Consider the following 23269-nt stretch of genomic DNA (forward strand, 5'->3'; position numbering starts at 1 on the left):
AGACGCATCGGTCACAATTTCTGCAACAGTTTTTTACATCGGTTCTTCACAGCCGGACTTCCCATCTCAAGTTGCGTCTCGAGCAAGACAATCAGTTCGTCACGGAATCCGGGATGCACAGCGCTCAAGTCGAATATCGCTTGCAAGGAGTTGACGATGACGATGGCGCTCGTCTCGGTGTCAATCCACCCGGTAAGCACACGGACGATGTCGGCCGCCTCTTCTTCCGTCCACGTCATCCGTGGCATCAACTGGGCCAAGTGCCATCTCACTTCTCGTTGGGTGCCGAGATGTAGCTGTTGGAATAAGGACGCTTGGTGCGGCCGAAGCAGCTCTGGATGACGGCGTGTCACTTTCTCTATCGCATCTGCGCCCCGCATCCGGACGACAGGACGTTCATCGGTCAACCCGGTCATCAGTTCCGCGAATCGTTCTGGATCGTCACCGACGAATTGGATGACCTCATCGACCCGCCCGATGGAACGCAAGTCCCCACCTTGAAGACGTTCCAATAGTCCCATCGTGCTCACTCCTTTATGTAGTTCTACTTTTTCATTTTACAGAAAAAGGGACCCAGTATACACTGAATCCCTTCAAAAATCATTCTACTGTCGACGCCGCCTCGGCGAGCGCCGCTTCTTCTTTGTGATAGTTCTCGACGAACGCATCGAGCAATGCCCGCACTTCGTCTGTCGATTTCGTATCCATCAACTTCACACGGAGGTCGCTCGCCCCGCGGAAACCTTTCACGTAAATCTTGAAGAAACGGTGCAAGTTCGAGATCGAGCGCGGCACGTCTTCTTGGAACTTGTCTTGCAGGTCGAGCTGGAGACGAAGCAGATCGAGGTGTTCTTCCATCGAATGCTCACGCGGCTCTTTCTCGAACGCGAACGGGTTTTTGAAAATCCCGCGGCCGATCATGACGCCGTCGACGCCATACTTCTCGACGAGCTCGAGACCCATTTGACGGTCGAGGATATCGCCGTTGATCGTGATGAGCGTATCCGGTGCGATCTCATCACGCAATTTCATGATATCCGGAATCATCTCCCAGTGCGCGTCGACTTTACTCATCTCGGAACGCGTCCGCAAGTGAATCGACAAGTTGGCGATGTCTTGCTTCAGGATGTGCGTCAACCAGTCGCGCCATTCGTCGAGCTTCGAGAAGCCGAGACGCGTCTTGACGCTGACCGGGATGCCTCCGGCTTTCGCCGCTTGAATCAATTCGGCCGCGACGTCAGGACGCAAGATGAGGCCGCTCCCTTTTCCGCGCTTAGCGACGTTCGGGACCGGGCAACCCATGTTGATGTCGATGCCTTTGTAACCCATCTCGGCCATGCCGATGCTCATCTCGCGGAAGTAGTCCGGGTTGTCGCCCCAAATGTGGGCGACGATCGGCTGCTCGTCCTCGGTGAACGTCAACCGTCCACGGAGGCTACCTTTTCCTTCAGGATGGCAGTAGCTGTCCGAGTTGGCGAACTCGGTGAAGAACACGTCCGGCCGGCCGGCATGGGCGACGACGTGGCGGAAGACGACGTCAGTCACATCTTCCATCGGGGCAAGTATAAAGAATGGACGCGGCAGGTCGCGCCAGAAGTTTTCGTTCATATAGAATCATTCCCTTTCGTAATCAATCCAACAAAATCACTTTATCCATTCTATTATGGACGGGGGAATGTATCAACTGACAATACTTTCGAAATTCTTAACGCTCCTCATTCTCAATAATTTTGAAGAAGTGCGTGAACCCGTCTTGCAGCAAGTACTCCAATACACGATTCATATGTTCCGGCTCGACAACATTTGTCTGTAGCAACGTTTGGAGCACCATCCCATCGATCGCCGCCATCGTCCATGCGGCGACCGCTCGCGTCGAAGGACCTCGCTCGACACCGTATGCTCGTACGAAGATCGCCTCCACCCGGTCGATCCAATCCTCGTACTTTTCTCGAAACTTGTTCTGTAACTCCTCGTTCCCGAGCATCGCTTCATGTGCCAAGTAAAACTGCAGTCGACTCTCCGCATCTTTTTTTAAGCGGTCTTGCATCCCGTCGAAAATCTCTTGAATGATCTCACGGGCCTCTTTTTTGTCTTCGGTCGATACGGTCGCGATTCGGCGAATCTCGCTCAAGCCCTCGTCCATCACATCATAAAGAATGGCCTCTTTGGAACTGTAATAGTGATAGATGGCGCCCGTGCTAAGCCCCGCCTTCTTCGCGATGCCACGAAGCGTCGTGCCTTGAATCCCGTTCTCGATGATCGTCGCTCGCGCCGCCTCTAATATCTTTTGTTTCCCTTCGTTCATCATATGCTCCGACGCTCCTCACGTAATAATGACTAATTATATCATAATGATTTGACGGTTCTATGACATGTACCTGTGACGTCCCGAACATCATTGACAACGTTCCCAATAGTTTGTTACACTTTTCACATAAACATAACGAACGTTCGGTATGTTTGTCGATCTTATATTTTTTATTGTTGTTTCGTCACCAATACTTTAGAAATGAAAGGGGCGTTATAGTATGTTCTTCTTTGAATCCATTCCTTGGTACAATGTCGTCATGTGGTTCGTCGTATTCGGCTTGTTGATCGGATTAAATGAAATCGTTCGGTCCAGCAAAAAAGCCAGCATTCTCATGTTCATGGCGGTTCCGATCGTGTTGACCCCGATTTGGTTCTTCACCGCCGACCCTGAAATCACGTCATGGTTTCACTGGGTGAAAGTGTATTCCGCTCTCGCCGGAAGCTTGATTTACATGGTCATCCGCTTCACCGATTATCACAAAAAACATCCATGGTACTTGATACTCGTGCCGGGTATCTTGGCCCTCAATATCGCCGAGGCCGTCGTTCGAGAATTCCAAGTCGGCATTATGGGGTTCGAAGGCATGGTCGACGGGATGAATTACATCTCGGGTGGTTGGAACTACGTGAACGCCGTTGCCGGGATCCTGAACTTGCTACTCATCTGTGGTTGGGTCGGCATCTTCGCGACATCCGGCAAGAAAAAAGACATGCTCTGGCCAGACCAGACGAAGCTTTGGATTGTTGCTTACGGCATCTGGAATATCGCCTACGTCTATTCATGTGCACCGGGTAATGCATTCTATTCAGGCTTTGCCTTGAACATCGCCGCGACGGTTCCTGTCCTCCTTTGGGCGAAAGGGACGTGGATGCAAAACCGTGCCCAAACACTCACGTTTTGGATGATGTGGGTCATGACATTCCCTTACTTCTTCGCCGTCGGCAGCACGTTCAACGTGAGCGTGTCGTATAATCCGGCAGCGAACTGGACGATTTCGCTGCTCAGTCTTGCGCTGAACGTCGTCCTCGCCGTCTGGCAAGTGACGCGCATCGTCAAATACAAACTCAATCCGTTGAAAGACGAGTTGTGGAAAGATACGAACGAATACAAAGAAATCAACGCGTTGCGTGAAGATGCAGTTCCTGGACGAGAAACCGCGATTGGTAAAGCGTTGTAAGCGAAAATCAATCAATCGTAATCATCCCTCATGTTCATCCCAATCCAAACGTGCTCACCACTCTTGAATCGGTAGCACAGTGACTATCAAAAAAATCCTCAGACTAACCGTGTTAAAACGGCTAATCTAAGGATTTTTTTATATTTTTTCCATCCACGCCACCGTCTCCACATGCGCCGTATGTGGGAACATGTCGACCGGTGTCACTTCGACTAATTCGTAACCGCGGTCGGCGAGGTAACGCATATCGCGCGCTTGCGTCGCGACGTTACACGACACGTAGACGATCCGTTTCGGTGCCATCTCGACCATCGTCTCGAGGAACGACTCGGCACAGCCTTTGCGCGGTGGGTCGACGACGATGACGTCCGGATTGATGCCGTCTTGCTTCCACTTCGGAAGGACGTCTTCTGCCGCGCCACAGGCGTACGTCACGTTATCGATCTCGTTGACGAGCGCGTTCTGTTTCGCGTCCTCGATCGCTTCCGGTACGACTTCGACACCGTAGACGTGCGCTGCTTTTCGGGCGAGGAACAGGCTGATCGTGCCGATACCGCAATAGGCGTCGACGACTTGTTCCGTGCCGGTCAACTGCGTGTATTCGAGCGCCTTGCCGTACAACTTCTCCGTCTGGACCGGGTTGACTTGGAAGAACGAATGCGGGGAAATCGTGAACGTCAGTCCGCCGATCTTGTCCTCGATCGTCTCGTGCCCGTATAAGAGTTTATTCGTCGCCCCTAAGATGACATTCGTCTTGTCCGGGTTGACGTTTTGCATGATCGACGTCACGTCAGGTAGCCGCTTCAAAATGTCGGCGACGATCTCGTTGACCCCTTTGATTTTTGTCGTCTTCGTGATGAGGACGATCATCAGTTCACCCGAGTGGTAGCCGTAACGGGCCATGACGTGGCGGATGACGCCGCGTCCTGTCTTCTCGTCATAGGCCGGCACACCGTGCGCCGCGAGCACGTTGCGGACGACTTGGACGGCCTCATCGTTCCGCTCGTCTTGGATGAGACATTCCTTCATCTCGACGATGTCGTGCGAGCGTGGGCGATAGAACCCGGCGACGAGACGATCTCCTTCTTGCTTGAACGGAACTTGCGCCTTGTTGCGGTAACGCCACGGTTCCGGCATCCCGATCGTCTCGTGGACCGGGACGTCAAACTGGCCGAGCCGCTGGAGCGCCTCGACGACGCGGTCCCGTTTTTGGCGAAGTTGTCCCTCATAGCTGAAGTGTTGGAGCTGACAGCCCCCACATTGATAAAAGATCGGGCACGGCGGTTCGACCCGGTCCGCGCTCGCTTGTTTCACTTCGATTAGCCGGGCGAAGCCGTACTGTTTGTTCGTCTTCGTCACGACAATCTCGACCGTCTCTCCCGGGAGCGCGTTCGGCACGAACAACGTATAACCGTCGACGCGTGCCACGCCAGCCCCTTCGTGTGTGAGGTCATGGATATGGACGTCGAGACGGTCGTTTTTAGTTACTGGTAGCATGAGTCTCTCCTTTTCCGATTCGAGAAGTACGTATTGGTTCATTACCCGTTCAGAGGCCAACGAAAAGCTCGGCGTGAGCGCCACGCCGAGCCGACTTAATCTGCTTTCTCATTCGACACGTTGAACAGCTGTTTGATCATCTGTTCGCGTTCGTACTGAGCGTTCAACTCTTCCATCTCGCGGATGCGCGCGTTCGGTGCGAGCACCGTCAAGTGGCGGAACAAGTTCCGCATCTCACCCGTACATTCGCCGCCGTACTCGCCGTCGATGTTGAGACTCATCCGTTCCGTCGTCGTCTTCATCTTGACGTGGCTCGTCTTGACGTGTTCGACGAGCGGACTCGACAAGTGCTCGCCCCGGAGCAACAAGCGGACGACGTGGATGAACTCGAACAAGTTACATTTCCGTAGGATGAACAAGTCGAACAAGCCGTCATTGAGTGACGCGTGTGGCGAGATCTTCTCGAAGCCGCCGACCGAGTTCGAGTTCGACGTGAGGAAGATCATCACTTCCCCGCTGAACGTCCCTTCGTCATGCTCGAGCTCGATATACGTCGGTTTGATGAGCGGCAGCTTCTCCATCCCTTTGACGTAGTAGGCGAGCTGGCCGAGCGCCGTCTTCAACTTCGACGGTACTTCGTACGACAGCTCGGTCATGATGCCGCCGCCGGCGATGTTGATGAAGTAATGGATGTCACCCGCCTCGCCTTCGATCTCCCCGAGGTCGACCGGCATCTCAAAACCGTCACAGATGACGTCGAGGGCGCCGACGACGCTGAGCGGGATTCGCATCGCCCGGGCGAAATCGTTCGTCGTTCCGACCGGGATGAGCCCGATCGTCGGACGTTCATCGAGCGGAGCGAGTCCCGAGATGACCTCGTTCAACGTCCCGTCCCCGCCGGCCGCGACGATCAAGTCGAACTCGGCCGCCGCGGCCCGCTCGGCTTCGAGTGTAGCGTCACCAATCGCTTTCGTCGCGTACGTCGACGTCTCATAACCCGCATCCTCGAGGCGGTTCAAGATATACGGGAGCTCCCGTTTGATCACTTCTTTTCCAGATGTCGGGTTATAGATGACCCGTGCGCGTTTACGCATATTTACCACCATCGATTCGCTCTAAAAAGTTTTAACTAATCAGTCACTTAGGAAGAGACTTCGTGACATTCAACACCTTCAATACAAACTGGACGATATCCTTTAGCTTTTTCTTGCCACGTTTATGTGTCGAAATCCGATATACCCATTCGATTTTGAGTAGTCTAAAAAGTTTCGGAGCACGTTTTACTTCGCCCGACAGAACGTCGAACGTCCCACCGACGCCGATATAAATCCCTTTGTCTACTTCATCAATGACCGAGGCAATCCATTTTTCTTGGAGTGGCATCCCTAACCCTACCAAAACCAAGTCGGGACGTTCTTCTGCACAATGTTTGGCGAGTTGTACTTTTTCGCCTTCGTTGATGAAACCATGGACGTGTCCCACCCATCGGATGTTTGGATACCTGTCGCGAACCGTTTCATAAAACTTGGTTTGGACTTCCGGTCTAGCTCCATAGCTGAGCAAGCTATATCCGTTCTTATTTGCTTCCCGTAACAACAATTCAGTCAATTCGACGCCAGGAATAACGTGTTGAATCGTTTGCTGAAAACGTTTCGAAGCCCACTGAATCCCGACTCCGTCAGGTACAAGATACTTTGTCTTTTTGACGATTTGTTTATAGGATAGGTCGCGTTCCGCCTGCATTATAATCTCAGGGTTCGCCGTAATCACAAACGCTTTCTCTTCATTCCGCAGCTTTTGCTTCAATAGTTGCAACCAAGTATCGAGGCTCCCATCTAAAAATGTATAGTCAAAGACGCGACATTCACGAAAATTCATGATTTCCCTCAACGTTTCGCGATCTCTTCGTGGAACAAGCCATCGAGGAGCGCCGGGTTCGCCATCCCTTTCGTCTGCTTCATGATCTGCCCGATGATGAAGCCTTTGGCACGGTCTTTCCCGTTCTTAAAGTCTTCGATCATCTGCGGATGCGCTTCGAACAAGTCGAGGATGTAGCCGCGTAGCAAGTTCTCGTCCGAAATTTGGGCGAGACCGTTCGCTTCGACGTACGCCTTCGGTTCGGCGCCTTCCTCGATCATGGCCGTGAACACGCGTTTCGCGATCTTCGAAGAAATTGTACCTTCTCCGATCAAACGAATCAACTCCGCGAGCGAGCTCGGCGTCAATTTCATCGTTTCGACCGTCTCGTTCGACTTGTTCAAGTGGCCGAGCACTTCGCCCATGAGCCAGTTCGCGGCAGCTTTCGGTTCGGCACCGGCCGCTGTCGTCGCTTCAAAGAAGTCCGAGAACTCGCGCGTCGACGTGAGCGCCTTGGCGTCATAAGCCGACAGGCCATAGTTGTTCATGTAACGTTCGCGACGTTCGACCGGAAGTTCCGGAAGCGTCTTGCGAATGCGTTCCTTCCATTCCTCGTCGATCTCGAGACGGACGAGGTCCGGCTCTGGGAAGTAGCGGTAATCGGCCGCCCCTTCCTTGACACGCATGAGGATCGTCTTCTTCGCCGCCTCATCGAAACGGAGCGTCTCTTGACGCATGACACCGCCCATGATGAGGAGTTTACGATGACGCTCTTCCTCATAATCGAGCGCCTTCAAGACGTTCGAGAACGAGTTCAAGTTTTTGAGCTCCGTCTTCGTGCCGAACGGCTCTTGGCCGAACGGACGGACCGAGATGTTACAGTCGCAACGAAGCGACCCTTCTTCCATCTTGACGTCCGAGACGCCCGCGAACGAGAGCACTTCTTTCAAGCGTTCGAGGTAAGCGACCGCGTCTTTCGGTGACCGCATGTCGGCCTCACTGACGATCTCGATGAGTGGTGAGCCGGTCCGGTTGAAGTCGACGACCGAATGTTTCTCGCCCGTATGGTTCATCTTCCCAGCATCTTCCTCGAGATGGACCCGCTCGATGCGGAACCGTTTCATCTCGCCGTCGACTTCGACGTCGACGTGGCCGTTAAAGCCGATCGGTTGGTCGAACTGCGAGATCTGGTACGCTTTCGGCGTATCCGGATAAAAGTAGTTCTTGCGGTCAAACTTCGTATCGGTCGCGATCTCACAGTTGAGTGCCATCGCGGCCTTGATGGCGAGGTTGACCGCCTCTTCGTTCAATTTAGGCAGAACGCCCGGGTGTCCGAGACAGATCGGACACGTTTGCGTATTCGTTTCGGCACCGTACGTGCGCGAGCAGCCACACCAAATCTTCGACTTCGTGCTCAGCTCGGCGTGCACCTCGATCCCGATGATCGTTTCAAAGTTCATCGTTGTCCTCCTTAAAGCTGTGGCATCTTAAAACCGCCGTTTGCTTGTTCAAAAGCATGGGCCACGCGGTAGAGTGTTGGTTCGCTGAAGTGGTTCCCGATGATCTGTAGACCGACCGGGAGGCCGTCTGAGAGACCGGCCGGCACCGAGATGGCTGGTACGCCAGCCAAGTTGACCGGGATTGTCATAATGTCGTTGGCGTACATTGTGAGCGGATCTTCGAGTTGTTCGCCGAGCTTGAACGCCGTCGTCGGCGCCGTCGGTCCGATGATCGCGTCATAGTTCTCGAACACGCGCGCGAAGTCTTGCTTCATGAGTGTACGCACCTGTTGTGACTTCTTGTAGAACGCATCGTAATAACCTGAGCTTAACGCGTACGTCCCGAGCATGATGCGGCGTTTCACTTCTTCGCCGAACCCTTGCTCGCGTGAATACGTGAACACTTCTTCGAGCGCATCGGCCTCGGCGCGACGTCCGTAACGGATGCCGTCGAAACGGGCGAGGTTCGAAGACGCCTCAGATGAAGCGAGTAAGTAGTAAGTCGGGAGCGCGTATTTCACGGTCGGGAGCGATACCGTCTCAACGGTCGCACCGAGCGACTTGAGCGTCTCGACCGCTTGTTCGATCTGTTCGCGGACACCGTCTGATACGCCTTCTGCCATGAACTCTTGCGGCAGGGCGAACTTCATGCCTTTAATGTCGCCATGAAGTGATGTCGTATAGTCCGGAAGGTCGACTGTCGCCGATGTCGAGTCCATGTCGCAATGACCTGAGATGACGTTCAACAAATAGGCGTTGTCTTCGACCGAGCGCGTCAGCGGACCGATCTGGTCGAGTGACGAGGCGAAGGCGACGAGGCCGTAACGTGAGACGAGGCCGTACGTCGGTTTCATCCCGACGACGCCACAGTAGGCCGCCGGTTGGCGAATCGAGCCACCCGTATCCGAACCGAGGCTGAACAGTACTTGTCCGGCTGCGACCGTCGCGGCCGAACCGCCTGACGAGCCGCCTGGTACGCGCGTCGTGTCCCACGGGTTACGGACGACTTTGAACGCCGAGTTCTCGTTCGATGAACCCATCGCGAACTCGTCCATGTTCAACTTCCCGATCGTGACGGCACCGGCGTCGTGAAGACGCTCGACGACCGTCGCGTCATGGGCCGGGACGAAGTTCTCAAGGAACTTCGAGGCACACGTCGTGCGTGTCCCTTTCGTGACGATGTTGTCTTTGACGCCGATCGGCAACCCGAAGAGCGGGTTGTACGCTGTCTTGGCGAGGTCGTCCATCCGTTTCGCTTGCTCGAACGCGTCCTCGTTCAACGTGAGAAAAGCACCGATTTTGTCATCGGTCGCCTCGATGCGGTCAAATGATTCTTTGACGAGGTCCGTTACCGTGACCTCACCTTCTTTTAATAAGGTATGTAGCTTGGCTACACCGTGATCGAATAGTGTCATGAAGGGCCTCCTTACTCAAAGACGGCTGGGACGCGGACTTGGCCGTTCTCCCAATCAGGCGCCATCCGTTCGACTTCCTCGCGAGGAAGTGACGGGCGGACCTCATCTTTGCGCATTACGTTTTTCAAATCTAGGGCATGGGTCGTCGGGATGACGCCCGTTGTATCGAGTTCATCGAGTTGCTCGGCGAACTCGAGGATTTTTGTCAATTGCTCCGTGAAGTGCGTCACTTCATCTTCCGTGATCGCAAGTCGGGCGAGTCCGGCAACGTGCCGAACTTCAGCTTCAGTGATTCGAGCCAAAGGTTCCACCTCCAACAGTTTTCAATACATCGTTCATTATCATACCACTTTTCCATAAGACAAAAAAGAAAATCCAATCCGGTCAAAGATGACCATTTTTTGAAAGTTAGGGAATCGCGCTAGAATATTGACTCGTTTCAAAAAACAGCTCTACGGTACACGGGCAATTCTCATTATGCTAAGAGAGTAGCAAACATTTTCTGAGGGGGATCACTATGTCAATCCGTAACAAATTGATCGTCGCCTTCACCGTCCTGTTAGTCTTATTACTCGGTGTGAGCGGCTATTCATTCTATGCGTTGAACGCCTCGAAGGCAGCCCAACAAGACATGAACGTCTCTTGGGTGCCCGGCATGGACCAAATTCATCAAATCGACAAGCAGTTGCTCGAGATTCGTCAGCATATGATGCGCCACGCTCTAGTCGAGGACGAGGTGACAAAGCAAAATGTCGAGCTCAGCATTGAGACGGGCGTCACGATTTTAAAACAACAGATGACCGGCTATGAGTCGACGATCATCAACAAGACCGACCGTGAACTATTCGATCAGGCGACGGCACAATGGACGACGTTCCAGTCAAACATTGAGGAATTGATTCGCATCTCGAATGAAGAAGGACAAGCCGCGGCCGACTCCTACATCCGAGACACGGCCACGCCGAGCGTCGACGCGTTATCGAATACGCTCGGCCTCCTCGTCAACTTGAATCGTGATGGGATTCGTTCTGACACCGAGGCTGGTGAAGCGTTGTTTGCACAAGTCCAACTCACGCTCATCGTCATCATGATCGCCGCTATTCTGTTCACCGTACTCATGATGGTGTTCATCTTCCGCTCGATTTTCGAACCATTGAACGAGTTCAAAGTGAAAATGCGCGAACTCGCCACGAGCCAAGGCGATTTGACGACGTCGATCCCGGTGAAGCGACGTGATGAGTTCTCCGGGCTCGCGCGCGACTTCAACCAATTCATCGCCAACCTGCGCCAGCTCATTTTGCAAGTGAACGGCGTCTCACGCGGGGTGACCGAGCAATCCACTCGCATGTACGACGAATTGAAAGCGCTTAATACGTATATGACGACGACCGCCGCAACGACCGAGGACTTGACGGCCGGCATGCAACAGACCGCGGCGAGCGCCCAGGAAATGAACGCCTCCGCGTCGGATATGGAACGGACGCTCCATCAGATTGTAACGATGGCGGCCGAACGAAAAGTCGAGGCGGAGCAAGTCGATGCCCGGGCCATGGCGCTCCGCAGCCACGCCATCGAAGCGAAGGCGTCAGCGATCGACGTCTTGTCCTCGACACGGCACAATCTCGAACGGGCCATGCATGACGCCAAAGCCGTTCGCGAGATCGCGACGCTCACGAACGATATTTTAGACATCGCGGCGCAGACGAACCTGTTATCGCTCAACGCCTCGATCGAAGCGGCACGGGCCGGTGAGGCGGGACGCGGGTTCGCCGTCGTCGCCGACGAGATCCGTAAACTCGCCGAGACGAGCCGGACGACCGTCGAACGGATCCAAGCGATCTCGACGACCGTGCTCCATTCGGTCGACCATTTGAACGAGACGTCGAGCGAGATGCTCGGTTTCCTCGATACGAACGTATTGAAAGATTACGACCAGCTCGAAGACGCGGCCGAACGCTACAGCGAAGACGCCGGGCGCTTTGAGGCGACAGCCTCTGAATTCGCCGAAGCGGCCATCGAACTCGAACAATTGACGTCCGGTATGATCGGCGTCATTCAAGACGTCGCCGTGACGGTCAATAACGGGGCGCTCGGTACGCAAGACATCGCCGAGAAAGTGACGCTGTCGGTCGACCGGTTCAGTGAGTTGAACCGTGTCACCGAAGCGTCGCAACGGAAGATGGACGAGTTGAGCGAGTTGATCGGCCAGTTCAAAGTGTAAACAAAAGGACGCACTCCCTCGGGAATGCGTCCTTTTGTCATGCGGCCGACTGTTGCCGCTCTTTCCGTATCTCAAGTTCGAACCGCTTCGTCTCGGCGACGACAACACCCGACAAGAACAAGAGCCCAATCAAGTTCGGAATCGCCATCAGACCGTTGAAGACGTCGGAGACGGCCCAAATCAAGTTCAAGTTCGTCGTCATCGCACCGAGTCCGGCGACGACAATGTACACCATCCGGTACGGGACGATCGCCCGCTCCCCGAGCAGGTAATGGACCGATCGTTCCCCGTAATAACACCAGGCGATCACGGTCGAGAAGGCGAAGAAGACGAGCGAGATCGTGACGATGAGTTCACCGATCGGGCCGAGGAAGTAAGCAAACGACGCTTGCGTCAGCTCGATGCCTTGCAGCCCTTCCGTATACTGACCGCCCATGACGATCGTCAGCCCGGTGATCGAACAGACGATGAGCGTGTCGATCAACACTTGTGTCATCGAGATGAGCGCTTGCCGTCCCGGGAAATCTGTCTTCGCGGCCGCGGCCGCAATTGGTGCTGAGCCGAGACCAGCCTCGTTCGAGAATACGCCGCGCGCGACCCCGTAACGGATCGCGGCACCGAGCGCCCCGCCGCCGATTGCTTCGGCACTGAACGTACTCGAGAAGATCGTCGCGAGTGCGGACGGGATCAAGTCGAAGTTCATGACTAAAATGGCGAGCCCGGCCCCGACGTAAGCGAAAATCATGACCGGGACGAAAATCCCGACGACTTTCCCGATCGATTTGACGCCACCGAGGATGACGAACCCCGTCAGGACCATCATGACGATACCGGTCGCGACCATCGGGACACCGAACGACGTGTTCAGCGCTAAACTGATCGAGTTCGTCTGGACGCCATTGCCGATGCCGAACGCGGCGATCGAGGCGAACAAGGCGAACGTCATGCCGAGCCAACGTTTTTTAAGCCCGTGTTCTAAATAGTACATCGGGCCGCCGGCAACCTCGCCCCGTTCATCGACGGTACGATACTTGACGGCAAGGATCGCCTCGGCGTATTTTGTCGCCATGCCGATGAAGCCACTCAGCCACATCCAGACGATCGCACCCGGTCCTCCGAGGACGATCGCGGTCGCGACCCCGACCATGTTGCCGGTACCGACCGTCGCCGCGAGCGCCGTCATGAGCGCTTGGAAGTGGGAGATGTCCCCACGTTGCCGTTTTCGTTTTTCGGCTTCCGCCCCACTCTGCTTTTTCGGGATGAACGCTTCTTTCAAGCCGAACCCGAGCCGTGTCACTTGGATGAATCCGAGCCGGAACGTCAAGAAGATGCCCGTCCCGATCAATAATATGAGCAAGTGTGGTCCCCAGACGAGGTTCGATAGACTCGTCACCCAACTTTCAAACTGCTTCACGTGATGTTCCCCCTATGTATGTATTCGCTTGACTGCTGGTTTATATTTTTCAGAACATTCTCAACTTCGTCAAGTTGACGCGGGGTGAAATCATACCGATTCTGCGTAATGTTTTTGTAATATATATGTTCAACGCTCGGTTTTATCCTGTTTCCAACTTTAGTATTTGAAATAAAAATGTAACGATTCACTTCAGCAAAAAACCGACTTCCTCTATCAGGAAATCGGCTGGGTCTTGCTTATTTGGCGAGCGCCGCGACGACTTCGTCGACGTGACCGTTCACTTTGACACTGCGCCACTCCTCTTCGATATAGCCGTCCTCGTTGATGAGGAACGTCGAGCGGACGATGCCGTAATACTCCTTGCCGTAATTCTTCTTCAGCTGCCAGACGCCGTATAGCTCTGACACTTCATGCGTGTCGTCGACGAGCAAGTCGAACGGCAAATCGTTCTTCTCGATAAAGTTTTGATGCTTCTTCTGGCTGTCGGCCGAGATGCCGATGACGACGGCCCCGCTCATCTTCGGTGCGGCGTCACGGAAATCGCACGCCTCGGTCGTACAGCCCGGCGTCGCGTCTCTCGGGTAAAAATAGAGGACGACTTTCTGGCCGCGATAGTCTTCGAGTGCGACCATGTCCCCGTTTTGGTTCGGTAGTGTAAATGTTGGTGCTAGCATCTGATTTCCTCCTTATCCGAACGACGGGTCGACGAGCTGTTCGTCATATCCGTCGATCGCTTGTTCTAGTTTTTGTTTGAGCGGGTCGAGCACTTCGAGATAGTCGACCGGGTCTTCCGTCGCGGCCGCATCGCGGAGCGCGGCCTCGTTATCGATATACCACGTCTGGTACGCTTTAAAGTAATCGGTCATGATCGCTTGGTTTTCCGGGACGGTGAGCGTCTCTGACATGAGCAGGAAAACGTTATTGTCCGCCTCGAGCGCGACATAGTCCGTCTGGGCGTTGACCCGGTCGTAAATCGGTCCGGCCTCATCTTCCGGCACGTCGGCGAGACGGGCGTTCGCTTCAGCGTTCACCCCGTACTCGCTCGCTTCAATCCCCGTCAACAACTCCCCGACCTCACCGATCACGTTAGCTGGGACCAAGGCTGGTGTGACGACGAGCGACCAATCGTCGCCTTCCTTGATCGCGACTTTGGCGAGCCGGTTCGGCAGTTCGTTCCCGTCACCATCCTCCATCTCATGGACGATATAGGCGACGTCCTCGTCCTCGTTCACCCAACTCTCGACGATGTCACCTGGCGTCAGGTCACGCGTCACGGCACCTGTCGCCGGGATGTCGGTCCGGGCAGCAGCGTAGTCGATGTCCGCGAGCGCCTCGGCGTCCCCGTCACGGAGCGCTTGTTGATACGATGCATACACCGTCTCGACCGCGTCCGGGAGCGGTCGTTTCGTCTCTTCGACCGGTGCTGCCTCTTCATTCCCGCAAGCGCCGAGCATGAGTGTGAGCGCCAGCGGCAACATCCATTTTCTCATCCAATCATTCCTTCCTCGATCAATCTCTTTTCACCATCCTACCACGACTGAATTTAGAGCGGAAACGACACGCTTTTCCGGAAAATTGTTTCACTAGGATTTCATGAAGAATTCCGATACAATACAGACGTAAGCGCTTAACTGCATAATCACTTTAAGGGGGAACGAGAATGATTCCATACAAACATGAACCATTCACAGACTTTACAAACAAAGAGAACGCTGCCTTGATTCAAGCGGCGATCGAGAAAGTGAACGGGGAGCTTGGTCAGGACTATCCGCTCGTGATCGGTGGGGAAAAAGTGACGACGGAAGGTAAGATCACGTCTTACAACCCGGCCAATAAAGACGAAGTCATCGGACACGTCTCGAAAGCGAACCAAGAACTCGCGGAACGTGCGATGCAAGAAGCGCTCAAAGCGTTCGACACGTGGCGTCACGTCGACCCGTCTGTCCGTGCCGACGTCTTGTTCAAAGCGGCGAACATCGTCCGTAAACGGAAGCACGAGTTCTCGGCCTACCTCGTCAAAGAAGCGGGCAAGCCTTGGAACGAAGCGGACGCGGACACGGCGGAAGCGATCGACTTCATGGAGTACTATGCGCGTCAAATGCTCGAACTCAAACCTGGTAAGAAAGTCGAGAGTCGCCCGGGCGAGTACAACCGCTATGACTACATCCCACTCGGGGTCGGGATCGTCATCAGCCCATGGAACTTCCCGTTCGCGATCATGGCAGGGACGGCCGTCGCGGCCATCGTCGCCGGTAACACGATCCTCTTGAAGCCAGCTTCGACGACACCGATCGTCGCGGCGAAATTCGTCGAGGTCATGGAAGAAGCGGGTCTCCCGAAAGGCGTCCTCAACTTCATCCCGGGACCGGGCGCTGAAGTCGGCGACTACCTCGTCGACCACCCGAAGACGCGCTTCATCAGCTTCACTGGTTCACGCGATGTGGGTCTCCGCATCAACGAGCGTGCCTCGAAGTTGAACGATGGCCAAATCTGGCTCAAACGCGTCATCGCCGAGATGGGCGGAAAAGACACGATCGTCGTCGACGAATCAGCGGACCTCGAACTCGCGGCCCAGTCGATCGTCAAATCGTCGTTCGGTTTCTCGGGACAAAAATGTTCAGCTTGTTCACGCGCCATCATCGTCGACAGCGTGTATGACACGGTACTCGACCGCGTCGTCGAATTGACGAACGAACTGTCAGTCGGAAACACCGAGCAGAACGAACACTTCATGGGACCGGTCATCGATGCGGCCGCGTTCAAGAAGGTCACGTCGTACTTCGACGTCGCGAAAGAAGAAGGACGCATCGTCACGGGCGGTAAAGCGGACGACTCGACCGGCTACTTCGTCGAGCCGACGGTCGTCGCCGACGTCGCACCGAAAGCACGTCTCATGCAAGAAGAGATCTTCGGCCCGATCGTCGCCTTCACGAAAGCGAAAGACTTCAAAGAAGCGATCGACATCGCCAACAACACCGAGTACGGCTTGACGGGTGCGGTGCTGACGCGTGACCGCTCGAACCAAGAATACGCACGCCAAAACTTCCACGTCGGCAACTTGTACTTCAACCGTGGTTGCACAGGCGCGATCGTCGGCTATCAGCCGTTCGGCGGCTTCAACATGTCAGGGACCGATTCAAAAGCAGGCGGACCGGATTACATCCAGCTCCACATGCAAGCGAAAACGACGTCAGAGACGTTTTAATCCAGGAAGGCACGACGGGACAGCCCGTCGTGCCTTTTTTCTGTGTCGGCCTCACCCTAACGCCACGTCTAAAATCATCATGACGGTAAATCCAAGCATTAAGGCGATCGATGCCAAGTCCTTATGGCCATTCTCTTGCGACCCGGGGATGACTTCTTCGACGACGACAAAAATCATGGCCCCGGCGGCAAAGCTCAATGCGAACGGCAGTAGCGGCTCCATGACAAACACCGCCCAAACGCCGAATAAGGCGGCGACCGGCTCGACGACGGCCGACAGCTGTCCGTAGAAAAAACTCTTTCGTCGTGACATCCCGTCCCGCCTTAACGGCAGCGCCACCGCCACGCCTTCTGGAAAGTTTTGAATCCCGATCCCGATCGCGAGGGCGATGGCACCCGTCAACGAGGCCGATGGAAAGTCAGCCGCGACCGCCCCGAACGCGACCCCGATCGCTAGCCCTTCCGGTATGTTGTGCAACGTGATCGCTAAGACGAGCAACGTGCTGCGCTTTCGTTTGAACGGGCCGATCCCTTCCGCCTCACTGAGCGGAGAAGTCGGGTGCAAGTGCGGAATCAGTTGATCGATACCCCATAAAAAGAATCCGCCCAATAAAAAGCCGACCGTGGCCGGGAACCAGGCCGGCCAAGCGTCCTGTCCTGCCATCTCGATCGCCGGCGCGAGCAACGACCAAAAACTGGCGGCAATCATCACCCCGCCAGCAAATCCGAGCATCCCGTCCATCAGCCGTTGATTGATCGATTTCGTCGTGAACACGACAGCCGCCCCGAGCGCCGTCATGCCCCATGTGAACAACGTCCCGAGCAAGGCCTGCATGGCCGGGCTCAGTTGAGCCACCCCGTCCCACATCGCCGTCGCCTCCCCTTCCGTTTTGTATGCGCGCCCTATTCTTTTCCCGTCGTCCCTGCGTCGCTAATCCCGATTTGAACGATCAAAAAAGAGGAGAGCGACGTCGCTCTCCTCCGTTACAATTCTATTTAAAACGTGCGCATCAAGTTCGCCATCTCGATCGCCGCTGTCGCTGCTTCCCAGCCTTTGTTCCCGGCTTTCGTGCCGGCCCGCTCGATCGCTTGTTCGATCGTCTCGGTCGTCAAGACGCCGAAGATGACCGGCACTTCCGACTGATAGCTCGCTTGGGCGACACCTTTCGCCGCTTCGCTGCAGACGTAGTCGAAGTGCGGCGTCGCCCCGCGGATGACCGCGCCGAGCGTGATGACAGCGTCATACTTCTTGCTCATCGCCATTTTTTTAGCGACGAGTGGGAGTTCGAACGCGCCCGGGACGAACGCAATCTCGACGTCGTCTTGCTCGATGCCGTGGCGCTTCAACGCATCCTTCGCCCCGTCGAGCAAGCGCATCGTGATCAAATCGTTGAACCGTCCGACGACGATCCCGATTTTCAAGCCTTTACCAACCAAGTTACCTTCAAATGTATGCAACATTATTCTTCTCCTCCAAAATGATTCATTTTTTGTTGTTTCGTCAAGCGATAGCGTTCATTCTCGGCGTGCTCCCCGACGATGATCGGGACGCGTTCGACGACGGTGATGCCGCACGCCTCCAAGGCATCGACTTTCTCTGGGTTGTTCGTCATGAGCCGCACGTTCGTGACGCCAAGGTCACGCAGCATGCCCGCGCTCACCCGGTAGTCACGCAAGTCGGTATGCAACCCGAGCGCGACGTTCGCCTCGACCGTGTCGAGCCCTTGCTCCTGCAGTTCATACGCCTTCAATTTATTCAGTAAGCCGATGCCGCGCCCTTCTTGGCGCATGTAGAGCACGACGCCGCCCTCTTCTTCAATTTTAGCGAGTGACGCATCAAGTTGCGGACCGCAGTCGCAGCGGTAAGAGCCGAACACGTCACCGGTCAGACATTCCGAATGGATGCGGACGAGCGGTGCATGTTCAAGTTCGCCTTTGATGAGCGCGACGTGCTCTTCGCGGTCAAGGACGTTTCGATAACCGATCAGGCGAAACGTCCCTTTTGCCGAGGGGAGATTGACGTCCGCCTCTCGTTCGACGAGATCCGTCTCCATATAGCGGACAAGCTCCTCGATCGTGATGAATTTCAAATCGTGCCGTTCCGCGACGTGGACCAGGTCCGGTACTCGAGCCATCTCGCCGTCTTCACGGATGATTTCGCAAATGACGGCGACCGGCTCACTCCCTGACAGTCGGGCCAAATCGACCGACGCTTCGGTGTGGCCGCGCCGCACCGAGACGCCGCCTTTTTTCGCGATGAGCGGGAAGATGTGTCCCGGCCGTTGAAAATCGGCCGGACGCGCGTTCGCATTGGCCAGCTCGCGGACCGTGTGGGCCCGTTCGCTCGCCGAGATGCCCGTCGTCGAGTCGACATGGTCGACACTGACGGTGAACGCCGTCCCGTGTGGATCGGTGCTGTTGTCGACCATCGGCGACAAGTCGAGCCGGACGGCGACTTCTTCCGCCAGGGCGGCACAGACAAGCCCTTTCCCTTCCGTGATGAGGAAGTTCATCGTCTCGGCCGTCATCTTATCGGCGAGGACGACGAAGTCACCTTCGTTCTCCCGGTCCTCGTCATCGACGACGATGATCGGACGCCCCATCTTCAAATCTTCGATTGCTTGTTCGATTGTGTGAAACATCACCATCCCGCCTTTCCGTATCCCATCGACGCAAGTGATTCGAGCGTCATGTCTTTTTGATTCACTAGCTTTTCCATATATTTAGCCAACATATCGCATTCCAAATTGACCTTATCTCCTGCCTGCTTCATCCCGAGCACCGTCTCACTGTACGTGTGCGGGATGAGCGACAGCGTGAAGCCGCGTTCAGTGACCTCATACACCGTCAAGCTCGTCCCGTCGACCGAGATCGAACCTTTAGGGACGATGAAACGGAGCAACGACGACTCGCAACTAATATCGATGTAGACCGCGTTCGCGAGCGGACGCTTCTTGACGATGCGACCGACCCCGTCGACGTGTCCCGAGACGAAGTGACCGCCGAAGCGACCGTTCGCCGGCATCGCCCGCTCGAGGTTGACGTCCGTTCCAGGGCGGACCCCATCTAGACTTGACGCTTTGAGCGTCTCCGGCATGACGTCGACGGCAAAACTCGTTTGATCAAACGCCGTCACGGTCAGGCAAATCCCGTTCACCGAGATGCTGTCGCCGAGCTTCACGTCTTCTAGCACGACCTTGCCCGCGAGCGTGAGCCGTAGCGACGGCCCGTTCCGCTTCACGGCTTTCACACTGCCGATTTCTTCAACGATTCCCGTGAACATTGGACTCCTCCTTTCTCATGACGAGCTTGATATCGGTACCGACCGTCTCGACCGAGCCGATGGCGAAGCGTTCGATCGTATCTAACGGTCCGGCTTGGCTCGAGCGATAGACGCCTCGGTTCCCACCGAACACGCGCGGTGACTGATACATGACCCATTCGTCGACGTATCGTCCGTCAAAGAATGACGTCACGAGCGTCGGTCCCGCCTCGATGAGCAAACGGCCGACGCCGCGACCGTACAAGTCACGCAGGACGTTATCGAGTGTCGAATAGTCGGCAAGCTCGACACCGCCCTTCGCGAGCGCGGTCCGTTTCTCTTCATCCTCGGACTGCGTGTAGACGAGCACCGGCACGTCTGTCGCGCTGCGAACGAGCTGACTCGAGAGCGGTAAGCGGAGCTCACGGTCGAGGATGACCCGGAGCGGCTGACGTGTCGGCGTGTCGAGCCGGACGGTCAAGGCCGGGTCGTCGGCGAGCACGGTCCCGATTCCAGTCAAGACGGCATCGACCGTCGCCCGTAGTTCATGGACGTCACGTCTCGCTTCAATCCCGGTCACCCACTGGCTCTCACCCGCCTCAAGCGCGACTTTCCCGTCTAGGCTCGTCGCCGTCTTCAATACGACGTACGGTCGCTTCGTCTCAAGCGAACGTAGGAACGCCGGATTGAGCGCACGGGCCTCGTTTTCGAGCAGACCGACTTCGACGTCGATCCCGGCCGCCTTCAAACGAGCGACACCTTTCCCTGCGACGAGCGGGTTCGGGTCTTCCATCGCGATGACGGCGCGCTTGATGCCCGACTCGACGATCAAGTCGGCACACGGCGGCGTCTTCCCGTAGTGCGAGCACGGCTCGAGCGTGACGTAAATCGTCGCACCGTATGCGGACGCACCGGCCATGCGAATGGCGTGCACTTCGGCGTGCGGTTCACCGGCCTTCAAATGGGCACCGAATCCGACGACGCGACCGTCATTGACGACGACGGCCCCGACGAGCGGGTTCACACCGGTCTGTCCGGCAGCGGACTTGGCCAATTGGATTGCTTGTTGCATGTACTGTTGCATCGTTCTCCCTCCTTGTTTCGTACAAACAAAAAGACCCTAAGGATGTCCTTAGGGTCTCGGCGGGAGGTTTCAGTCGTCATTGGGCGAGCCAAATAAACGTTTTCTTTACAGAATAACGTACGACGAAGCGCAGGTCACGAGGACCTGTCTTTTTTCCTTCTCCCATCCAGACTATACTGTCGGCTCTAGAATCGCACTAGATCCACCGTTCGCACACGTGCGCCCGGGTCACGGACTTAAGGCTTGCGCCCATCACCGCCGGTTGGGAATTGCACCCGACCCCGAAGGAATATTTATTTGTACTCCTTTACTTTAGCGCAAAAAAGAATCGAAGGCAAAAATAAAAGCGCAAAAAAGCGCTGCTCCGATGAGCAGCGCTTCCAATCAAGCCAAGAACAAGACGACGAGCAAACCGACGATCCAACAATAGAACGAGAAGTACTTGAGCTCACCTTTCGCCATGATGTGCTGGAACCATTTGAGCGAGATGGCCGTCAGCGCGTACGAGGCGATGAACGCCAAGACGAGCGGACCGAACAGATCGCGCGTCGTCGGATCGGTGAACAAGACCGGCCCGTCCAAAATCATCGTCCCGAGACTGACCGGGATGAACAAGAAGAACGAGAACCGGAGCGCCGACTCTTGTTTAATGCCGAGCAACATTGCCATGACGATCGTGGCACCCGAGCGGCTGATCCCAGGGATGAGCGCGACCGCTTGGGCGAGACCGATCAAGATGGCGTCACGTAACGTGATACCGCCGTCCCCTTTATTCCCACGCATATTGCGGATGAACCAAAGAGCGACCCCGGTCAAGATCAACGTATAGCCGACCGTCGCGACGCCGCTGAGCGTCTCACCGATCCAATCGCCGAATAACACGCCGAGCACGCCGGCCGGTACGGTCGCGACGAGCAAGAGACCGATGAACTTGACGTCGATCATCGTATCCTCGCTGCGGTCTTTCTTAAATAAGAACGTCCACAGACTGAAGACGAGCCGGACGACGTCTTGGCGATAAATCGTCAAGACGGCGAGGAGCGACGCAAAGTTGACGAAAATCTCGAACGACAGCCCCGGTAATTCGATATTGAATAACTCTTGGAAGATGACCAAATGACCGCTCGACGAGATCGGGATCGGTTCCGTGAACCCTTGGACGAGACCAAGCAGCAAGTAAAATAACCATATTGTCATATCATAATATCCTCTTTTCTCAAATTCGCTCAATGCGGATATTTTAGCAGAACCACGGTTTCATTGACCACCATTTAAAATTTTTTCGTATATTTTGAAAACTTTTATTGATTAGTCTGAAAATTAAATTTATTATAGAAGGGTACTCAACTGGACAACGGCGATGACCCCATTGTCCAGTTGGGTACATTTTCGTATGGAACTCATATAATTTACCAAAAATAAAACTTTTTGTTTACAAATGAATCCATATAATATTAAATTTGTAATATGCCTGTTACCTTTTTTTTAAATCTTTTATCCAACTTTATACCTACCGAGTCCCATTTTTAACATAAAAAACTTACAAAAGCGCTTATAAATCGTAAAAACTATCCGATAGTATGATTGTAGAAGCACTTTCGTCATCATTGTCGGTTCAGATATGAGTCCATGGAAGGAGGAACCATCATTGAGTCAAACGCTATCCACTAATACTCATCATTTATCAACCGAACAGCAACGCATGATTCACTGTATTCGTTTGCTCGGGGATTTATTAAAGGAACGTCCTCGTCGCTCTGTCTATCGTCGCTTCGCGATGGAGCAAAACTGGCCGTCTCCCGAATCGATCATTCGACAGTTCGGATCATGGGCCGAGGCACTCGCCATCGCCGGCTATGAATGGCATGGGGAAATCGCCGTTGATTTACCCGATAAAATGCCAAAATATACACGCGACGATATCGTCGAGACGCTTGCCCTCTATTCACGGGACATGGGTTCGATCATCACGCTGAAGAAGTATCAAGAATGGCGGAAACTACACCCGAAAGCACCGAGCCATTACCACATCGTCAAGACGTTCGGTTCGTGGCATGATGCCTGCGCCGAAGCCGGTCTTGAGGCGAGCGTGACTTACTCGAAGTCAGAGTTGTCGAACGCTCTTCGAGAAGCGATTCATGAGATGGGCTTCTCTCTTTCATTCGAGGCGTACCGAGAATGGGCAAAACGCAACAACAAGCCATCTACGAAAGCGATCTTGCATCGTTACGGGTCTTGGTCCGCTGCCATCCATGCGGTCGAGTCCGATATATTCAGCCAGAAATCATAATCATTCATTCAAAAAGGAGAACCGTTTAACGGTCC

At 54.9% G+C, this 23269-nt stretch carries 22 protein-coding genes and 1 riboswitch; of the genes, 4 read left to right on the forward strand and 18 right to left on the reverse strand.

Annotated elements, in window-relative coordinates; genetic code table 11:
• Window positions 1-11: 11 nt before the first annotated feature.
• The 3 genes from EVJ28_RS06165 to EVJ28_RS06175 all read right to left on the reverse strand — a co-directional run bounded on the left by EVJ28_RS06165 (window position 12) and on the right by EVJ28_RS06175 (window position 2308).
• Entirely contained in the window at window positions 12-521 is a 510-nt protein-coding gene (locus EVJ28_RS06165) for a hypothetical protein (RefSeq protein WP_131488296.1), read from the reverse strand.
• Between the two features lie 79 nt (window positions 522-600).
• On the reverse strand, window positions 601-1608 hold the full coding sequence (locus EVJ28_RS06170; RefSeq protein ID WP_131456567.1) for a tRNA dihydrouridine synthase: 1008 nt from the start codon (window positions 1606-1608) through the stop codon (window positions 601-603).
• Between the two features lie 97 nt (window positions 1609-1705).
• The gene (locus tag EVJ28_RS06175) at window positions 1706-2308 is read right to left on the reverse strand and encodes a TetR/AcrR family transcriptional regulator (protein ID WP_131488298.1); all 603 of its coding nucleotides are present in this window, start codon (window positions 2306-2308) and stop codon (window positions 1706-1708) included.
• A 220-nt stretch (window positions 2309-2528) separates the two neighbouring features.
• On the opposite strand from EVJ28_RS06175, the gene EVJ28_RS06180 reads away from it, so the two are divergent.
• Entirely contained in the window at window positions 2529-3488 is a 960-nt protein-coding gene (locus tag EVJ28_RS06180) for a DUF5692 family protein (protein ID WP_131488300.1), read from the forward strand.
• Between the two features lie 138 nt (window positions 3489-3626).
• On the opposite strand, the gene rlmD is transcribed toward EVJ28_RS06180, so the two are convergent.
• From rlmD to gatC, 6 genes are all read right to left on the reverse strand, one after another.
• Entirely contained in the window at window positions 3627-4985 is a 1359-nt protein-coding gene (gene rlmD / locus EVJ28_RS06185; protein ID WP_131488302.1) for a 23S rRNA (uracil(1939)-C(5))-methyltransferase RlmD, read from the reverse strand.
• Window positions 4986-5080: 95 nt separating this feature from the next.
• Window positions 5081-6079, reverse strand: a complete 999-nt coding sequence (locus EVJ28_RS06190) for a diacylglycerol kinase (protein ID WP_131488304.1) — start codon at window positions 6077-6079, stop codon at window positions 5081-5083.
• 43 nt (window positions 6080-6122) lie between these two features.
• A complete protein-coding gene (locus EVJ28_RS06195; RefSeq protein ID WP_161566953.1) occupies window positions 6123-6875 on the reverse strand; it encodes a WecB/TagA/CpsF family glycosyltransferase in 753 nt (250 codons plus the stop codon).
• On the reverse strand, window positions 6872-8302 hold the full coding sequence (gene gatB / locus EVJ28_RS06200; RefSeq protein ID WP_131456559.1) for an Asp-tRNA(Asn)/Glu-tRNA(Gln) amidotransferase subunit GatB: 1431 nt from the start codon (window positions 8300-8302) through the stop codon (window positions 6872-6874). The genes EVJ28_RS06195 and gatB overlap by 4 nt, the downstream gene beginning before the upstream one ends.
• Window positions 8303-8313: 11 nt before the next feature.
• Entirely contained in the window at window positions 8314-9756 is a 1443-nt protein-coding gene (gene gatA, locus EVJ28_RS06205) for an Asp-tRNA(Asn)/Glu-tRNA(Gln) amidotransferase subunit GatA (RefSeq protein ID WP_131488308.1), read from the reverse strand.
• A gap of 11 nt (window positions 9757-9767) precedes the next feature.
• Window positions 9768-10058, reverse strand: a complete 291-nt coding sequence (gene gatC, locus EVJ28_RS06210; RefSeq protein WP_016509877.1) for an Asp-tRNA(Asn)/Glu-tRNA(Gln) amidotransferase subunit GatC — start codon at window positions 10056-10058, stop codon at window positions 9768-9770.
• 215 nt (window positions 10059-10273) lie between these two features.
• Between gatC and EVJ28_RS06215 the strand changes: the two genes are divergently transcribed.
• A complete protein-coding gene (locus tag EVJ28_RS06215; RefSeq protein ID WP_131488310.1) occupies window positions 10274-11977 on the forward strand; it encodes a methyl-accepting chemotaxis protein in 1704 nt (567 codons plus the stop codon).
• Between the two features lie 37 nt (window positions 11978-12014).
• On the opposite strand, the gene EVJ28_RS06220 is transcribed toward EVJ28_RS06215, so the two are convergent.
• From EVJ28_RS06220 to EVJ28_RS06230, 3 genes are all read right to left on the reverse strand, one after another.
• Window positions 12015-13391, reverse strand: coding sequence for an alanine/glycine:cation symporter family protein (locus EVJ28_RS06220; protein WP_131488312.1), 1377 nt, complete (start codon window positions 13389-13391; stop codon window positions 12015-12017).
• A 239-nt stretch (window positions 13392-13630) separates the two neighbouring features.
• Complete coding sequence (gene bcp / locus EVJ28_RS06225) at window positions 13631-14068, reverse strand: thioredoxin-dependent thiol peroxidase (RefSeq protein WP_071398073.1); 438 nt, start codon at window positions 14066-14068, stop codon at window positions 13631-13633.
• Window positions 14069-14080: 12 nt separating this feature from the next.
• A complete protein-coding gene (locus EVJ28_RS06230; RefSeq protein WP_131488314.1) occupies window positions 14081-14884 on the reverse strand; it encodes a hypothetical protein in 804 nt (267 codons plus the stop codon).
• A 170-nt stretch (window positions 14885-15054) separates the two neighbouring features.
• Between EVJ28_RS06230 and pruA the strand changes: the two genes are divergently transcribed.
• Window positions 15055-16599, forward strand: a complete 1545-nt coding sequence (gene pruA, locus EVJ28_RS06235; protein ID WP_070328591.1) for an L-glutamate gamma-semialdehyde dehydrogenase — start codon at window positions 15055-15057, stop codon at window positions 16597-16599.
• A 51-nt stretch (window positions 16600-16650) separates the two neighbouring features.
• Here the strand turns inward: pruA and EVJ28_RS06240 are convergent, their stop codons facing one another.
• From EVJ28_RS06240 to EVJ28_RS06265, 6 genes are all read right to left on the reverse strand, one after another.
• Window positions 16651-17466, reverse strand: coding sequence for a ZIP family metal transporter (locus EVJ28_RS06240; protein WP_131488316.1), 816 nt, complete (start codon window positions 17464-17466; stop codon window positions 16651-16653).
• Window positions 17467-17594: 128 nt separating this feature from the next.
• On the reverse strand, window positions 17595-18059 hold the full coding sequence (gene ribH / locus EVJ28_RS06245; protein WP_070328590.1) for a 6,7-dimethyl-8-ribityllumazine synthase: 465 nt from the start codon (window positions 18057-18059) through the stop codon (window positions 17595-17597).
• Complete coding sequence (locus EVJ28_RS06250) at window positions 18059-19240, reverse strand: bifunctional 3,4-dihydroxy-2-butanone-4-phosphate synthase/GTP cyclohydrolase II (RefSeq protein ID WP_070328589.1); 1182 nt, start codon at window positions 19238-19240, stop codon at window positions 18059-18061. The genes ribH and EVJ28_RS06250 overlap by 1 nt, the downstream gene beginning before the upstream one ends.
• A complete protein-coding gene (gene ribE, locus EVJ28_RS06255) occupies window positions 19240-19881 on the reverse strand; it encodes a riboflavin synthase (protein ID WP_131488319.1) in 642 nt (213 codons plus the stop codon). The genes EVJ28_RS06250 and ribE overlap by 1 nt, the downstream gene beginning before the upstream one ends.
• Window positions 19862-20944 carry a bifunctional diaminohydroxyphosphoribosylaminopyrimidine deaminase/5-amino-6-(5-phosphoribosylamino)uracil reductase RibD gene (ribD, locus tag EVJ28_RS06260; protein ID WP_131488321.1) on the reverse strand — a complete coding sequence of 361 codons (1083 nt, stop codon included), beginning with the start codon at window positions 20942-20944 and terminating at the stop codon, window positions 19862-19864. Before ribD ends, ribE begins: the two co-directional genes overlap by 20 nt.
• Before the next feature lie 150 nt (window positions 20945-21094).
• A riboswitch (FMN riboswitch) is annotated at window positions 21095-21237 on the reverse strand.
• 91 nt (window positions 21238-21328) lie between these two features.
• Window positions 21329-22141 (reverse strand): undecaprenyl-diphosphate phosphatase, encoded by an 813-nt coding sequence (locus EVJ28_RS06265; protein ID WP_131488323.1) that lies wholly within the window; start codon window positions 22139-22141, stop codon window positions 21329-21331.
• Between the two features lie 451 nt (window positions 22142-22592).
• Between EVJ28_RS06265 and EVJ28_RS06270 the strand changes: the two genes are divergently transcribed.
• Window positions 22593-23234, forward strand: a complete 642-nt coding sequence (locus EVJ28_RS06270) for a homing endonuclease associated repeat-containing protein (protein WP_236634064.1) — start codon at window positions 22593-22595, stop codon at window positions 23232-23234.
• Window positions 23235-23269: the final 35 nt, after the last annotated feature.

The sequence above is a fragment of the Exiguobacterium sp. SH3S3 genome (assembly GCF_004337115.1).
Lineage (GTDB): Bacteria > Bacillota > Bacilli > Exiguobacteriales > Exiguobacteriaceae > Exiguobacterium > Exiguobacterium aurantiacum_A.